The organism is Xanthobacter sp. DMC47, assembly GCF_056313845.1.
This window is the reverse complement of sequence record NZ_JBQUZM010000001.1, coordinates 102,602-118,208: the sequence shown is the minus strand read 5'-3', so window position 1 is coordinate 118,208 and position 15,607 is coordinate 102,602. Positions and strand designations below refer to the sequence as shown.

General features: G+C 66.9%; 15 protein-coding genes and 1 tRNA gene. 11 read left to right on the top strand and 5 right to left on the bottom strand.

Going from position 1 to position 15,607, the window contains the following annotated elements:
* Positions 1-55: 55 nt before the first annotated feature.
* On the top strand, positions 56-616 hold the full coding sequence (locus ACT54R_RS00600) for a peptidylprolyl isomerase (protein ID WP_476322348.1): 561 nt from the start codon (positions 56-58) through the stop codon (positions 614-616).
* A 94-nt stretch (positions 617-710) separates the two neighbouring features.
* The gene (locus ACT54R_RS00595; RefSeq protein WP_476322345.1) at positions 711-1,169 is read left to right on the top strand and encodes a peptidylprolyl isomerase; all 459 of its coding nucleotides are present in this window, start codon (positions 711-713) and stop codon (positions 1,167-1,169) included.
* 82 nt (positions 1,170-1,251) lie between these two features.
* Here ACT54R_RS00595 and ACT54R_RS00590 read toward each other — a convergent pair whose 3' ends face one another.
* From ACT54R_RS00590 to ACT54R_RS00575, 4 genes are all read right to left on the bottom strand, one after another.
* Positions 1,252-2,022: a proteasome-type protease gene (locus ACT54R_RS00590; RefSeq protein ID WP_168458067.1), complete on the bottom strand. Its 771-nt coding sequence runs from the start codon at positions 2,020-2,022 to the stop codon at positions 1,252-1,254.
* 118 nt (positions 2,023-2,140) lie between these two features.
* The gene (locus ACT54R_RS00585) at positions 2,141-3,313 is read right to left on the bottom strand and encodes a GNAT family N-acetyltransferase (protein WP_476322341.1); all 1,173 of its coding nucleotides are present in this window, start codon (positions 3,311-3,313) and stop codon (positions 2,141-2,143) included.
* 64 nt (positions 3,314-3,377) lie between these two features.
* Positions 3,378-4,127 (bottom strand): glycerophosphodiester phosphodiesterase family protein, encoded by a 750-nt coding sequence (locus ACT54R_RS00580; RefSeq protein ID WP_476322338.1) that lies wholly within the window; start codon positions 4,125-4,127, stop codon positions 3,378-3,380.
* Positions 4,128-4,139: 12 nt separating this feature from the next.
* Positions 4,140-4,604 (bottom strand): RidA family protein, encoded by a 465-nt coding sequence (locus tag ACT54R_RS00575; RefSeq protein WP_476322335.1) that lies wholly within the window; start codon positions 4,602-4,604, stop codon positions 4,140-4,142.
* A gap of 132 nt (positions 4,605-4,736) precedes the next feature.
* Between ACT54R_RS00575 and ACT54R_RS00570 the strand changes: the two genes are divergently transcribed.
* The 7 genes from ACT54R_RS00570 to ACT54R_RS00540 all read left to right on the top strand — a co-directional run bounded on the left by ACT54R_RS00570 (position 4,737) and on the right by ACT54R_RS00540 (position 11,043).
* On the top strand, positions 4,737-5,558 hold the full coding sequence (locus ACT54R_RS00570) for an EipB family protein (RefSeq protein ID WP_476322333.1): 822 nt from the start codon (positions 4,737-4,739) through the stop codon (positions 5,556-5,558).
* 6 nt (positions 5,559-5,564) lie between these two features.
* On the top strand, positions 5,565-5,855 hold the full coding sequence (locus ACT54R_RS00565; protein ID WP_476322330.1) for an acylphosphatase: 291 nt from the start codon (positions 5,565-5,567) through the stop codon (positions 5,853-5,855).
* Between the two features lie 113 nt (positions 5,856-5,968).
* Positions 5,969-7,501: an ArnT family glycosyltransferase gene (locus ACT54R_RS00560; protein ID WP_476322328.1), complete on the top strand. Its 1,533-nt coding sequence runs from the start codon at positions 5,969-5,971 to the stop codon at positions 7,499-7,501.
* Positions 7,498-7,980 carry a GNAT family N-acetyltransferase gene (locus ACT54R_RS00555; RefSeq protein ID WP_476322325.1) on the top strand — a complete coding sequence of 161 codons (483 nt, stop codon included), beginning with the start codon at positions 7,498-7,500 and terminating at the stop codon, positions 7,978-7,980. Before ACT54R_RS00560 ends, ACT54R_RS00555 begins: the two co-directional genes overlap by 4 nt.
* 95 nt (positions 7,981-8,075) lie before the next feature.
* A complete protein-coding gene (locus ACT54R_RS00550) occupies positions 8,076-8,789 on the top strand; it encodes a glutathione S-transferase N-terminal domain-containing protein (protein ID WP_476322322.1) in 714 nt (237 codons plus the stop codon).
* A 58-nt stretch (positions 8,790-8,847) separates the two neighbouring features.
* Entirely contained in the window at positions 8,848-10,824 is a 1,977-nt protein-coding gene (locus ACT54R_RS00545; protein WP_476322319.1) for a tetratricopeptide repeat protein, read from the top strand.
* A 127-nt stretch (positions 10,825-10,951) separates the two neighbouring features.
* A tRNA-Ser gene (locus ACT54R_RS00540) sits at positions 10,952-11,043 on the top strand.
* Between the two features lie 40 nt (positions 11,044-11,083).
* Here the strand turns inward: ACT54R_RS00540 and ACT54R_RS00535 are convergent.
* Entirely contained in the window at positions 11,084-12,451 is a 1,368-nt protein-coding gene (locus ACT54R_RS00535; RefSeq protein WP_476326324.1) for an aminotransferase-like domain-containing protein, read from the bottom strand.
* A 144-nt stretch (positions 12,452-12,595) separates the two neighbouring features.
* Between ACT54R_RS00535 and ACT54R_RS00530 the strand changes: the two genes are divergently transcribed.
* The gene (locus ACT54R_RS00530; protein ID WP_476322316.1) at positions 12,596-13,462 is read left to right on the top strand and encodes a DMT family transporter; all 867 of its coding nucleotides are present in this window, start codon (positions 12,596-12,598) and stop codon (positions 13,460-13,462) included.
* Between the two features lie 578 nt (positions 13,463-14,040).
* Positions 14,041-15,504 carry a porin gene (locus tag ACT54R_RS00525; RefSeq protein ID WP_476322313.1) on the top strand — a complete coding sequence of 488 codons (1,464 nt, stop codon included), beginning with the start codon at positions 14,041-14,043 and terminating at the stop codon, positions 15,502-15,504.
* Positions 15,505-15,607 lie beyond the last annotated feature (103 nt).

The window sequence follows — 15,607 nt, the reverse complement described above, 5'->3', positions numbered from 1 at the left end:
CCGCGCCCATGCGGCCAAACCGCCCCGAGGCCGGGGCTTTCCGGGAGAGACCCATATGACGCGCCTTCTCGGCCGTTTCCTCGCCGCAGCGTTCGTCGTGCTCGCCTTCGCGCTGCCGGCGGCGGCCCAGACCAAGCCCGACCCGCAGAACACGCTCTATCTCGATACGCCCTATGGCCGCGTCGTGATCGCGTTGCGCCCCGACCTCGCCCCGCAGCATGTGGAGCGGCTCAAGCTCCTGACCCGCGAGGGTTATTACAACAACGTGCCCTTCCACCGCGTCATCGACGGCTTCATGGCCCAGACCGGCGACGGCCAGTATGGCAACGGCACCGGCGGTTCCAAGTATCCCAACCTGCCGGCGGAATTTTCCAACGTGCCGTTCAAGCGCGGCATCGTCGGCATGGCCCGCGCCTCCTCGCCCAACAGCGCCAATTCCCAGTTCTTCATCATGTTCGACGAGACCCCGAGCCTGAACGGCCAGTACACGGTCGTCGGCCAGGTGGTGTCGGGCATGGAGTTCGTGGACAAGATCAAGAAGGGCTCCGGTGCCGGCGGCTCGGTGTCCAATCCCGACAAGATCGTGAAGATGCAGGTCGCCGCCGACGCCAAGTGAGCGCCGGCCAGAAGATGCCCCGCCGCGGCCGGCTCAGCCGCCGCAGCAAATTCCCCGATCGGCGCCGATGCGCTGCAAGTGAAGGAAGAGATTGATGAGCGATGAAGTCCTGATCCTCGAAACCACCAAGGGCCCGGTGACCATTGCGTTCCGCCCCGACCTCGCCCCCGGCCACGTCGCCCGCATCAAGGAGCTGGTCTCCCAGGGCTTCTACAACGGCGTGCCGTTCCACCGCGTGATCGAGGGCTTCATGGCTCAGACCGGCGATCCGACCGGCACCGGCATGGGCGGCTCGGGCAAGAAGCTGAAGGCGGAGTTCAACGCCCAGCCCCACGTCCGCGGCACCGTTTCCATGGCGCGCGCGCAGAACCCGGACTCGGGCGACAGCCAGTTCTTCATCTGCTTCACCGACGCCCGCTTCCTCGACCGCCAGTACACGGTGTGGGGCGAGGTGATCGACGGCATGGACAACATCGACCAGATCAAGCGCGGCGAGCCCGTGAAGGATCCGGACAAGATCGTCACCGCCAAGCTCGCCCCCAAGGCGGCCTGATCTGCGGTCTTTGGGTCCGTTGAAAACGAGAAGGGCGCCCGCTGGGGCGCCCTTTTTCGTTCCGCCGGGAAAGGCTTGAGCCTCAGACCTCGTTGACCACCCGCGGGCGACCGTTCTTGAGATAGGGCGGCTTGGGGATCGAGGCATGGGCGGAGCGCAGCGCGGCCGACCAGCGCTCGCGCAGATCGTGGAAATAGGGCTCGCCCGGCTCGATGCGATAGATCAGCTCGGACCGGAGCGCATCGGGCGTGACCACCATCACGTCGATGGGCAGGCCGACGCCGAGATTGGAGCGCATGGTCGAATCCATGGAGATGAGGCTGGATTTCAGCGCCTCGGAAATCTCCATGTCGTAGTTCACCGCGCGGTCCAGCACCGGCTTGCCGTACTTGTGCTCGCCGATCTGCAGGAAGGGCGTATCCTGCGTGCATTCGATGAAATTGCCGGCGGAATAGACCATGTAGAGCCGCAGGCTGTCGCCCGCGATCTGGCCGCCAAGCAGGAAGGACACGTCGAAGCTGACGTTCGACTGCTCCATGAAGGCGCCGTTGACCTTGTGGACCTGACGGATGGCGGTGCCCACGAGCTGGGCGGCCTGGAACATGGTCCGGCAGTCGCGCAACTGCCTGCGCTCCCCGATCTCGTGGTCCTCGACGCCCTCGTGCAGCATGCTGACGACAGATTGGGAGACGGAGAGATTGCCCGCGGTCGCAAGGCCGAGCACGTGGTGGCCCGGCTCCTCAAAGATGTGGAGCTTGCGGAAGGTGGAAATGTTGTCGAGGCCCGCATTGGTCCGGGTGTCGGCGATCAGCACCAGACCATCCCGAACCAGAACCCCACAGCAATACGTCATCGCCTGTCCCCAGATTGGCGGGGGGACTATAGCGACCCGCCCGTGAGCCGGGCAACCGGCGGATGATGTCGCTTGGGGAACCGATTGGACGAAAGCGGGATGCTGTCTGGGAGGCGCTTCAGTCCTGCTCGTCCTCGACACAGCGCCGGAAGGGGCCGAGCTCGGTCAGCACTGCCGAATCCTCCTCCACGTGGGTGCGCTCGCGCTCCAGATATTGCGCGACGGCACCGGCAAGGCCCTGGTGCACGATGTAGTGAGCGGAATAGGTGGCCTTGGGCAGATAGCCCCGCGCCAGCTTGTGCTCGCCTTGCGCTCCGGCCTCCACCACCTTGAGCCCGGTGGCGATCGCATAGTCGATGGCCTGGTGGTAGCAGACCTCGAAATGCAGGAAGGGGTGGTGCTCCACCGCGCCCCAGTAGCGGCCATAGAGCGTCTCGGCGCCGATGAAATTCAGGGCGCCGGCGATGTAGCGGCCGTCCCGGCGGGCCATCACCAGCAGGATCTGGTCGGCCATGCGCTCGGCGGCGCGCTGGAAGAACTGGCGGTTGAGATAGGGCGTGCCCCATTTGCGGCCGCCGGTGTCGAGATAGAACATGAAGAAGGCGTCGAAGGCTTCTTCCGTCAGGCTCTTGCCGGTGAGCCATTCGATGGAGATACCCTCCGAAATGGCTTCCCGCCGTTCCTTCTTCAGCGCCTTGCGCTTGCGCGAGGCGAGTTCGGCGAGGAAATCGTCGTAGGTGGCGTAGCCCGCATTGGTCCAGTGGAACTGCCGGTCAGTGCGCTTGAGGAAGCCGAGGGACGCCAGTTCCTCCCATTCCTCCTCGGTGGAAAAGGTCACATGGGCCGAGGAGGCGCCACGCAGCCGCACCAGCTGCTTGATGCCCGCGCCCAGCGCCAGCCGGCCCACCGGATCGGCCGGATCCTTCAGCAGCAGGCGCCGGCCGGTGACGGGGGTGAAGGGCACCGCCACCTGCACCTTGGGGTAATATTCGCCGCCGGCCCGCATATAGGCGTCGGCCCAGCCCTGGTCGAAGACATATTCCCCGCGCGAATGGGACTTCAGATAGGCGGGGCAAACCGCGGCGGCCTTGCCGTCCGGCCCGTCGAGCACGAGGTGCTGCGGGAGCCAGCCGGTGCGCGCGGCGGCGCAGCCGGATTCCTCCAAAGCGGAGAGGAAAGCGTGGCTCACAAACGGTTCGGGGCGGGTCGCCCCGCCCGCCGCGCAGGCGTCCCAGTCGGCCGCCTTGATCTCGGACAGGTTGGGCAGGATGCGGATGTGAGCGTCGGGCATCGAGCTTAAGTGTGCATTGCGGCAGAGGCTGACCACCGCGACAGGACGCCGCAGATTTACGCCCCTATCCCTGCGGCGTGAACCCCTCGAACACGATCTGGTCTGCCCCCGCCAGTGCGCGGGCGGCATCATTCGGGCTGCGGACCGTCCAGGCGGTGACGGGCACGCCGCGCCCGCGTGCCGCGATCAGCGCGGGATAGTCCAGATCGGTGAAGTGATAGGTGATGAAATCGTAGCCGCTGGAGGCGTGGTGATCCATGTCCGCCAGCATCCGCGCGCGCTCGGGGGTCATGCCTGGCCAATGGGCACCGTCATAGCGAGCCTGGGCGATGATGCCGCGCGGAATGCCCGGCGCCCGGGCCCTGGCCTCGGCCAGCATGGCCGGATCGAAGGAGATCAGCGCGACCTTGCCGCCGTAGCCTGCGAGCGCGTCCACCGCCCGCGCCGCGAGCCGCGTATCGCCGGAAAACGCGCTCTTTATCTCGATGAAGAGCGGCACCCGGCCGCCGACGCGGGCGAGGAAGTCGGCGAGGGCGGGGATCGTGTCCGGCGTGCCCGCCAGCCTCGTGCGCCCCAGCTCCGCCGCGCTCAGCGCCGAGACCGCGCCCTTGGCTGCCGTGAGGCGATCGAGGGTGAAATCGTGGAACACCATGGCCTCGCCATCGGCGCTGATCTGGATGTCCAGCTCGATGGGATAGCCCGCGACGGCCGCTGCCTCGGCGGCCGATAGGGAGTTCTCGATGCGGCCGCGCGCCTTGTCGTGCAGGCCGCGATGGGCGACCGGGCGGGCAGTGATCCAGCTCAGGTCGCCCATGGTCCTCTCCGCTCAGGCAATCTCGACGATGGCTTCCACCTCAACCGAGGCATCGAAGGGCAGGCCGGAAACGCCCACGGCGGAGCGGGCATGGCGGCCCTTGTCGCCCAGGGCCTCGACGAAGAAGTCCGAGCAGCCGTTGACGACCTTGGGGTGGTCGGTGAAGTCGCCGGTGGCATTGACGAAGCCCACGAGCTTCACGATCCGCACCACCTTGTCGAGATCGCCGATGGCCGCCTTTATCTGGGCGAGGATGTTGATGGCGCAGAGCTTTGCTGCAGCCTGGCCGGCCTCGATGCTGACCCCGGCACCGAGCTTGCCGGTGGCGATCTTGCCTTCACCGTCGATGGAAACCTGACCGGAAATAAACAGCAGGTTGCCGGTGCGCACCGCCGGCACATAATTGGCGATGGGCGGCTTGGGGCTCGGCAGGGTGATTCCGAGTTCGGCGAGCTTCTTTTCGACGGATGAAGTCATGATGGCCTCCTGCCATATGCAGCGCGCAATTAGGCCATCCTCTTCGCCGAAGAGCCGCGCCGGCGCAAGCAAGGCTCTTGGCGGGCGGCACGTATGGTTCTCTGGCGCCGGATGGCCGGAAGGAGTTGAGAGATGACGAAGCATTTGCGCCTCGCCGCGGCGACGGTGGCCGGCCTGTGGTGCTTCTCCGCGCTGCCGGCCGGCGCGGTGAGCCTGCTGCCGCACAAGGCGACCTACCGCCTTTCCCTCGACGGGTCCAAGCCCTCTGGCCAGCTTGAGGAGATGAACGGAGAGATTCGCTACGAGATCACCGGCGACGTCTGCGCCGGCTACACCACTGTCACCAGCCAGCAGAGCGCGGCCTCCACAGGGGGCGAACCGCTGCGCCAGACTGTCACCTCCAAGGCGTGGGAGGACGGCACCGGCAAGTCCTACCGTTTCCTCTCCACCACCACGGGTGGCGACGACGACGGCCTGGAGCTTGAGGCCAATGTCGAGCGGCAGGACCCGCCGGCCTTGAGGGTGATCGTCACCAAGCCCGAGTCGGCCACCTTCACGCTCAAGGGCGATATCCTGATGCCCACCGAGCATGTGAAGAAGGTGCTGGCCGCGGCCGCCGCAGGGGAAAGCGTCTATCAGGCCAAGGTGTACGACGGCGCGAGCGACCCCCAGAAGGTGTTTGACACGCTGGCCGTGATCGGCCGCCCGAGCACCGATGACAGCCGCATCGCTGCCCCGGCCAAGGCCGCGCTGGCCGGCCGGACCTTCTATCCCGTCACGATCAGCTATTTCGACGAGGGCGGGGTGGACCGCACGCCCGCCTATGTCATGAGCTTCGCGCTCTATGACAATGGCGTCGTGAACAGCCTCAAGATCGACTATGGCCGCTTCGCCCTGGTCGGCGCCATGGCGTCGTTCGAGGCGCTGACGCCGCCCGGCGCCTGCACGGAATAGGTGCCCATGCGCTATGTCCACGTGATGCTGCGCGGCCGGGTTCAGGGCGTCGGCTATCGCGCCTGGTGCGCGCGGGAGGCGGAGGGGCGCGGTCTCCTCGGCTTCGCGCGCAACCGCCGTTCCGGCGCGGTGGAAGCGGTTTTCGCTGGCCCGGCGGAGGTGGTGGAAGCCATGCTCACGGCCTGCCGCGCGGGCCCTCCAGGGAGCCGCGTCGACGAGATGCTGGTGCACGAGGTGTCCGACGCGGCGCTGGCTGCCGGCGGGCGCGACCGCTTCACCGTGCTCGAAACGCTCTAGTTTCGCTGATCGTTTCCGGCCGTTCCGGCATCGCTCGGCGCCGGAGCCCCGCGCCGCGCGCGGTGGCGCCGCGCCGTCGGCGCCGGTATAGAGGCGCGGATGAGGAGTGCCCCGTGACCGACACTTATCTCGACAGGGATGCGCCCGCGCCCGCCGCGACAGGCGCGCAGGGGGCCGTCCCCTTCTGGGCCCGGCCGGAAGGCGTCGCCTTCATCGTCGGCCTCTGGATGGTCCTGCATGCGGTGATCGCGGTGATGTTCGAGATCGCGGTGAACGCGGACGACGCCATCGAAAGCTACATGGTCCAGTCGCTGGAGCTGTCCTACGTTCCGCGCAATCCGCCGCTGTTCGACTGGCTGCTCTGGGGCCTGCAGCGGGTGCTCGGCGTCGGCACGCTGTCCTTCGCGGTGCTGCGCTACACGCTGCTGTTCGGCTGCGCCATGCTGGTCTACCGGGTGGCCCGTCGGGTGATCGCCGATCCCCGGCTGCAGGCGCTCGCCACGTTCTCGCTCTCGTTCATCTGGGTGATCGGCTATCACAGCCACCGAATCCTCACCCATTCAAACGTGATGATCGTCGCCATCGCCGGCGCCTTCCTCACGGTGATGGCGCTGAGCCGCCATCGCAGCCTCGGCCTCTACGCCGGGCTCGGCCTGTGGATCGCTGCCGGCGTGCTCGGCAAGTTCGGCTTTGTCGCATTCCTCGGCGTGCTGGTGGTGGCCTGCCTGCTGGAGCCGTCCTACCGGAAGGTGATCCTCGACCCGCGCCTTCTCGTCACGCTCGCGGTGGCGGGCGTGCCGCTCGGCATCTACGGCTTCGCGCTCTGGCGCTATGGCCAGAACGTGGCCGAGGCAACGGCCCAGACCATCGGTGCCACCGGTGCGGGATGGGACGCGGTGGTCTCCACCACGATCGGCGCCCTGTTCGGCTATGTGCTGCCTTTGGTGCTGGTCGTTGCGCTGGTGTTTCTCCCCTACAACCGGGGTGAGGGGGCCGTTCCCGACGACGCCGAGCGCGGGGCGCCGCGGCGCGTGCTCAGGTCCATCATTCTCATCGGCATCATCGCGACCCTGGCGGCGACGCTGGCCATGGGCACGTCCAGCCTGCGCGACCGCTATTTCCACGTCTTCCTGCTGCTGCTGCCGGTCTATCTGTTCGCGGAGCTGGAACGGCTCGGCGGCTGGCGCCAGAGGGTTTGGATCTATCTCACCCTGCTGGCGGTGGTCAGCGGCGGCATCATGCTCTCGCGCATGGTGGTGCCACTGTGGCCCGACCCGCGGCTGTGCGGGCGCTGCATCGCCGCCGAGCCGCTCTACAAGCTTCAGGTCGCCATCGCGAACAAGCTCGGCCCTGCACCAACCCTGGTCGCGGACGACCGCACGTCCGCCGGCCGTCTCAGGGCTGCGATTCCCGGCGCCCGGGTCGTGATCGTGCGCGAGAACCAGTACCGTCCGCCGTCGCGCCCCGCCACCGGCTGCGCCCGCGTCACCGGGATCTTCAACGGCCTGCCCAAGCTGCTCCTGCCGCCGGCCGATCAGAGCACCATCGAAGTGTCGGTGAAATGGTGGTCGCCCTGGATGAATCCCCACCGCTGGAGCGACTGGCAGATGACCATCCTCCCGCCCGACGATCCGCTGTGCCGGTGACGCCCGAGCCCGCGCCGCCTGCCGATCTCCTGATCCGCGAGGCCCGCCCCGGCGATCTTCCCGCACTGGTCGCGCTGTTTGCCGCCGACGCGCTCGGCGGTCATGGCGACACCACGGCGCCGGAGGCGGCCGACCGCTATCGCACCGCCTTCGCAGCCATCGCCGCCGATCCGCGGGCGCAGCTCTACGTTGCCGAGAAGGACCGGCGCGTGGTGGGCACTTTCCAGCTGGTGTTCGTGACCAGCCTGCCGGGCCGCGGGGCAAAGCGGGCGCTCATCGAGGCGGTGCAGGTGCATGAAAGCCTGCGCGGACAGCGCATCGGCGAGGCCATGGTGCGCTTCGCCATGGAGACGGCCGCTGCCGAAGGCGCAGCCACGCTCGCGCTCACCTCCAGCAAGCTGCGCGGTGATGCCCATCGATTCTATCGCCGGCTCGGGTTCTCGAACTCCCATGAGGGCTTCAAGATCGCCTTGGCCTAAAGGGGCCGGCGCCTTCGACGCCTCCCCCCTTGCCCCGGCACCGAGCGGTGTCTACGTCTTACCGAAGCGGCGGCACAGGCCGCAGGGAGGGCATGATGGCCGCAGTCGAAACGTCGCCGATCGAGCTTTATTATTGGCCCACGCCGAACGGCTACAAGATCAGCATCATGCTCGAGGAGTGCGGGCTTCCCTACACGGTGAAGCTCGTGAACATCGGCAAGGGCGACCAGTTCCAGCCCGACTTCCTCGCCATCTCCCCCAACAACAAGATGCCCGCCATCGTCGATCCCGACGGCCCCGGCGGGGCGCCGATCTCGGTGTTCGAGTCGGGCGCCATTCTCCAGTATCTCGGCCGTAAGACCGGGCAGTTCTATCCCTCCGACGAGCGCAAGCGGGTGGAGGTGGAGCAGTGGCTGTTCTGGCAGATGGGTGGCCTCGGCCCCATGGCGGGGCAGGCGCACCATTTCCGCATCTACGCGCCGGAAAAGATCCCCTACGCGGTCGAGCGCTACACCAACGAGGTCCATCGGCTCTACGGCGTCATGAACACGCGCCTGAAGGATCGCGAGTACCTGGCCGGCGACTATTCCATCGCCGACATCGCCTGCATCGGGTGGGCCAAGCTGTGGGAGCGGCAGGGCCAGCACATCGAGGAATTCCCGCACTTCAAGGCCTGGCTGGAGCGCGTGCTCGCCCGCCCGGCGGTGCAGCGGGGCCTTGCCGTGAACCAGGAGGAGCGCGCCAAGCACGATCTCTCCAAGGACAAGGAAGCCCAGAGCATCCTGTTCGGCCAGCGCGCCCGCACCTGACGGCAGTCCATATCCCGCGACCTCGCAGACCGACCACGCACGCCATTTGGGGGGCGCGATGCAGAAGGATTTTCGGGCCGATCTTGCCCGCGCCGGTGCACTGCATCGGGAGGGGCGCCTCGATCAGGCGATCCCCATCTATCGGGCAATCTTGCGCGAGGCCCCGAATTCCTTCGAGGTCGCCCGGCTGCTGACACTGGCGCTGCTCCAGTCCGGCCGGCCGAAGGAAGCCCACGCCGTCGCGCGCAAGGCGCGGGACGGCCACAAGACCAACCCACACGCCCAGCTCATCATGGGCGCGGTCTATCAGGCCGAGGAGAAGTGGGACCGCGCCCTCGCCGCATTCGAGAAGTCGGCGGAGCTCGACCCGGGCCTTGCCGAGGCCCAATACCTCGCCGCCAACACACTGGCGCGGCTGAACCGGCTGGAAGAGGCCGTGGCGCGCTATGACCGTGTGCTTGAAATCGATGGCAAGTCCGTCGAGGCGCGGGCGAACCGCTCGACGGCCTTGCTCCAGCTCGGCCGTCTGCAGGCTGCGCTTAGCGATATCGAATTGCTCATCACCCAGCGGCCGGGTGAAACGCGATTCTGGGCGGCCAAGGCGACCACGCTCTACGAGCTCAATCGTCCGGGTGAAGCCGTGAATGCGGCAGCTCAGGCGATCCGCCTCGCACCGCGATCAGCGGAGGGGTACATCATCAAGGGCCGAAGCCTCATGGCGAGCGGTCAACTCAAGGAGGCCCGAGACTGCTTCTTGGCCGGCCTTGAGCGCGACCCCGCGGACCTGAAGGCGCGCGAGGTGCTCATCATCGTGTTGCGGCATCTGGAGGAGTTCCCAGCCGCGCTTGCACAGTGCAACCTCGCTCTGGCCCAAGCCCCTGGTGCAGCCCTCTTCCTGCAGCATCGCGCCGAAGTCCGCCGGGCGGAGGGGGATTTCTCGGGGGCGCTGGCCGATGTGGAGGCCTGCCTCGCCGCCGATCCGGGGCTTGCCTCTGGCCATGTCACCCGTGCCCGCCTTCTCGGAGACCTCGGCCGCCCGGATGAGATGCGCCCGGCCCTGGATACGGCTCTTCGGTTTGACCCCCATGAGCCTAACGGCCGTTTCATGTCTGCCGCCGACGATCTGGCGCGGGCGCGCTGGGAGGTGGGATGGGCGGCCTACGAATCGCGCGATGGCCTTCTTCCGCCGCCCTTTCGACCGCTGGATTTCATCCGGTGGGATGGGCGCGAAAGGCCGGAACTGCTCGTGGTGGTTGGCGAGCAGGGAATTGGCGACGAGCTGTTGTTCTTCCGTCTGGCCCGGTCGCTCGCCGACGACGGCATCCGCACGGTGCTTCTGACGCGGCCTGGGCTCTTGCCGCTGCTGAAGAACCTCGATGCGCGCGTTGCTGTCACCGGGGACCTGTCCACCATCGACACCACACAGCCGGGTCTGCGCTGGGTTCCCGCTGGCAGCCTGCCGCTCCTGCTGCAGCCTGATCCGGCGAAATGGCCCGCCGCGCCCTATCTCACAGCCCCGCCGGAGCGCATCGCGAAGTGGCGCTGGGTGCGTGACGAGGGGAGCTTCAACGTCGGCATCAACTGGCAGGGCAACCCGTCCCGGAACGTCGATGTCGGCCGCTCCATTCCCTTGGCGGCATTCGCGCCGCTCGCGAACCTTCCCGGCGTCCGTCTCGTCAGCCTTCAGCATGGGCCGGGGACGGAGCAGCTCCGCGAGGTGGCATTCGCCAATTCCATCATCGAGCTTGGGGATGATTTCAATGCCGACGGCATCTTCATCGATACCGTCGGCATTCTCCATCACCTGGATCTCGTCGTATCGAGTGACACGGCACTGACGCACTTGTGTGGTGCACGGGCGCACCCGACGTTGGCGGCTCTGCGAGCGGTGCCGGACTGGCGCTGGGGATATTCCGGCGACCGAAGCATATTCTTTCCCAGCGTGCGTCTCTTCCGGCAGTCCGAACCGGGAGACTGGGGCGGGGTTTTCAACGAAATCGCCGCGGAAATCCGTGCCATGTCGGCAGCGCGCTGAGCTGGCCCGCGGCTGATTGGCGGTGTGAATTTCGATGCCGCAGAGCCGTTTGGCGGGGAGAAGCCGTCCACAGTACGGCTATCGCGCCTTGCAAAGGGCGCAGCGGTCCGGCATAGGAGGGAGCGTTGGAGACGTGGCCGAGAGGCTGAAGGCACTCGTTTGCTAAATGAGCAGACCCCCAAAAGGGTCTCGAGGGTTCGAATCCCTCCGTCTCCGCCACTCTTGTCCATCCGCATGGCGATTATCTTCGGCGCGGTGGCTACCGCAGCGCCGCCTTCAGGGCCGTAAGAACGCGCGGATCGCTCATTTGCGCCACGTTGAAGCGCAGGAAGGCCCCGGCGGTCTTGGCCACGCTGAACACATTGCCGGGGGCGAGGATCACCCCTTCTTCCCGGCAGCGTGCCGCGATCATTGCGGACTCAAGCCCCTCCGGCAGGCGGCACCACAGATAGAAGCCGCCCCGCGGCATCAGCCAGGGGACGATGCCGAGCCGGCCGAGCTGTTCGGCGGCCGCCAGCCGGGCGCGGGTCAGGCGATGGCGCACCTCCTCCATGTGCTTGCGATAGCCGCCACCGGTGAGGATGCCCGCAATCAATTCGCCCGCCACGGGACTGACGGCGCCGAAGCTGGTGGCGATCTGCAGGTCGCTCAACGCCTCGATCCACTCCGGCCGTGCCGCGATGTAGCCGCAGCGGATGGCCGAGGAGAGGGTCTTGGAGAAGCTGCCGATGCGGATCACCCGGCTCAGGCCATCGAGGATGGCGAGGCGGGGGGAGGGGGCCGGTTCGAAGTCGGCGAAGATGTCGTCCTCGACGATGGTGAGCCCATGCGCGTGTGCGAGCATGAGGACACGATGGGCCATCTGGGGGGAAATCGTCGCTCCGGTCGGATTCTGGAGCGCGGAATTGGTGATGTAGAGGCGCGGCGATTCCTGCGCGAGCACTTCCTCGAAGATGGCCGGATCCGGCCCTGACGGCGTCATCGGCACGCCGACGATGCGGACGGGATGGGCGCGCAACAGCGCCTGGAAATTGAAGTAGCAGGGGTCGTCGACCAGCACCGCATCGCCCGGACGCAGCAGCAGCCGGCAGATGAGATCGATGGCCTGGGTGCCCGAGCCGGTGAGCATCACCTGGTCGAGTGTTGCGCCGATGCCCTCTTCGGCGAACCGCCCCAGCAGCAGCCGGCGCAGCGCCACCGGGCCGCGTGTGCCGCCGTATTCCGTGAGCAGCGCGCCGTCTGCGCGGGCGAGCGTCCGCAGGCCCTTGCGCAGGGCGGCGACGGGCATCCAGTCGTCCGGGAGCCAGCCGCACCCGGGCTTGGGCACGGATGGCTCGGCATCGAGCGACTGCTTCGACACCCAGAAGGGGTCAATGTCCGGCGTGCGCGCCGCGCCTGCCTCGGCAAGCGCCATCCGCGGTGGATCGTGGGGCGAGAGGCCGGCGTTCGTCACGTAGAAGCCGGAGCCCCGCCGCCCCCGGATAACCCCTTCCGCCTCCAGCCGGTCATAGGCCTCCACCACCGTGGAAGGCGAGACGCCCATTGCCGCGGCGAAGCGGCGGACCGAGGGCAGCCGATCGCCGGGCGGCAGCGCTCCGCCTGCGATACGGCTCCGGATCTCCGCCATCAGGGCCTCGGTGCGTGTGGTGCCGGGCTTTGGCAATGCCACTGTGTGGCTCCGTGATCTAATACAGTTTGGCAGAATTGTATGTGAGTGTGGCTGTCTCCGCCACCAGCGCGGGCGTATCGCGGGCCGCGAAAGCGAGGCACCATGGAACGCAGTGCAGCTGGCTGGGGCAGTGGATTTCTGGGCGTGGTCATCTTCAGCGGGTCGTTGCCGGCGACGCGGCTTGCCGTCGTCGATTTCTCTCCGCTGTTTCTCACCTCGGCACGGGCGGTGATTGCCGCGCTCATCGCCGGGCTGTTCCTGGCGGCGCATCGGCAGGTGAGGCCGGCCGCGGGTGATCTCTTCTCGCTGGTGATCGTCGCCGTCGGCGTGGTGGTCGGGTTTCCGCTGCTCACCGGACTTGCGCTCCAACACATCACGGCGGCGCATTCCATCGTCTTCATCGGCCTGCTGCCCCTTTCGACCGCCATCTTCGGCGTGGTGCGTGGTGGCGAACGGCCGAAGCCGGCGTTCTGGCTGTTCTCCTGCCTTGGGGCGGCGACGGTGGCCGGGTTTGCGCTGGCGCGAAGTGCAGAGGGCGCGATCTCGGGAGATCTCCTGATGATCGGTGCGGTCGTGCTGTGCGGGCTCGGCTATGCGGAAGGGGCGACGCTCTCACGGCGCCTCGGCGGCTGGCAGGTCATCTCCTGGGCGCTGCTGCTGGCGCTGCCGTTCATGGCGGCCATCGCCCTGGCCGTTCGCCCCGACCACTGGACGGGAATCGGCCTGCCGGCCTGGGTGAGCCTCGGCTACGTCTCGGTGTTCAGCATGCTGGTGGGTTTCGTCTTCTGGTATCGCGGCCTTGCGTTGGGAGGAATCGCGGGCGTCGGCCAGTTGCAGCTGCTCCAGCCATTCCTTGGGCTGATGCTCGCCGCCGTCGTGCTCGGCGAGACCATCGCCTGGCCGATGCTCGCCGCCACCGGGGTGGTGGTGCTCTGCGTGGCCGGCGCACGGCATTTTGCCCGTCGCTGAGCCGCGGTGTCTCCGATTCGACGTGGCCCAGATGGGGAAACCCTTATGCCGTATGGTCGGGCGCGGAAAAATTGCCGTATTCGCGTCTGGCGCCGACTTCTCGTCCCGCCCTGGCAGATGGGAACGCAGGGGAAGGAAACCCCTGAGCCGGGCCAACAGCGGTATCCAGGTCGAGCCCTCATTTAAGGACGCTCGGTGCCCCCGAAAGTCGCGCTCCAGTCCGCATGAAAAGCCGGGTGTTGCAGAAATACACTATTTTTATCAGTCGCTTAACCATAGTCGGCCCAAATATGGCCCGAACATCCTCGTGGTACCAAGGTAGGCGATGACCCAGCGTGCCATTCCTGCAACACCTGCTGGAAAAGCAGCCTCTCGGGGCCGTGAACAGCGTGGTTTGGATTGAACACAGGTTGGCCTTTTGTATGTTGGCTTTGCGACGAAGGGGGGCAGTCCCCGGTCGACCGGTCCGCGCTCGGGGGGTCTGAGGGCGGAATGGGAATCGGGGCAAGAACCCTCTCGGGGTGCAGCCGCACCGGCGAAGCGGAACTCGCTCCCTCGGAACCAACTTGGAGGTCACGATGAAGATGGTGAAGAGCCTTCTCCTCGGCAGCGCGGCGGGTCTCGTCGCGGTCGCTGGAGCCCAGGCCGCCGACCTGCCTGTCAAGGCAAAGCCGGTTGAATACGTGAAGGTCTGCTCTGCCTACGGCGCGGGCTACTTCTACATCCCCGGCACCGACACCTGCATCAAGATCGGCGGCTATGCCCGCTTCGATACTTATGTGAACGCGGTCGGCACCTTTAACCCGGCCATCTCGTCGACCACCGGCACCTACTTCAACGGTCCCGGCGTTGGCGTGTTCGCCTATCCCTTCAAGGATGGTGACGATCCGGACTACCTGACCCGCGTCCGCGGCGTCATTGACATGGACGCCCGCACCCAGACCGATTACGGCACCCTCCGCTCCTACGTCCGCTTCGGCGCCGAGTGGAACTCGTCTTCGGGCGCTGGCGTCGGTCCGGCGAACAACCTGTACTTCGAGCGCGCGTTCATTCAGTTCTCGGGCTTCACCTTCGGTTACACCCAGTCGTTCTTCGACCCGGGCGTCGGCTACATGCTGACCACCCCGTATGCGGGTTCGAACCAGTGGAACACCGTGCTGGCCTACACGGCGCAGTTCGGCAACGGCTTCTCGGCGACGATCTCGCTTGAAGACGCGGCCAACCGCACCACCGGCACCCAGATGACCGGCTCCACCGCGCAGCCCGTCTTCAACGTGACCACGGGTGCTACCGGCCTGACCTACACCAACTACCAGGGTGGTCAGCAGGCTCCCGATATCGTCGCCAACCTGCGCTATGAAGGCGCTTGGGGCGCGGTGCAGCTGTCTGGTGCCCTGCATCAGGTCGTGACCACCCTCGCTCTGTACAACGGCTTCTACCCGGGCATGGGCACCACGAGCCAGTGGGGCTGGGCCATCGGCGGTAGCGCCGAGTTCAAGCTCCCGATGCTCGCCGCCGGCGACAGCCTGTTTATCCAGGCTGGCTACGAGCAGGGCGCGGTGTCCTACATCGGCCTGTCCGGTACCTCGCAGGGCCGCGCCAACTCGGTGGGTTCTGTCGATCTGACGCAGGTCGGCGGTTCGCTCATCGCGACGGGCGCCTTCTACACCGTGGCTGACGCCGTGGCCGACCTCTTCGGTCAGCCTTCGCTCACCACCGGCTGGGCCATCCAGGGTCAGTTCCGTCACTACTGGACCCCCGGCCTGCGCTCGGCGATCTACGCCGGCTACCTGTCCTACTCGGTGCCGACCAACATCGTCGCCGCCCAGGACTTCAACATGTGGCAGCTGGGCTTCAACACCATCTGGTCGCCGGTTAAGAACCTCGATATCGGCGCTGAAGTTCTTTACACCAAGGTTGACGGCTCTGTGCCGCTCGGCCAGTACGCTGCGGTCAACGCTGCGGGCGGCACGATCGGCTCGCTCGTGGGCGGCTCCACCGACATCTGGTCGGGCGGCATCCGCGTGCAGCGCAACTTCTGATCTTCGTGATCTGACGAGAAACCCCGGTGGGCAACCACCGGGGTTTTTCTTTGTCTGCGACCCTGGAACGGGTCAGGCTGTGGGCTCCGGTCCGTATGCGGGC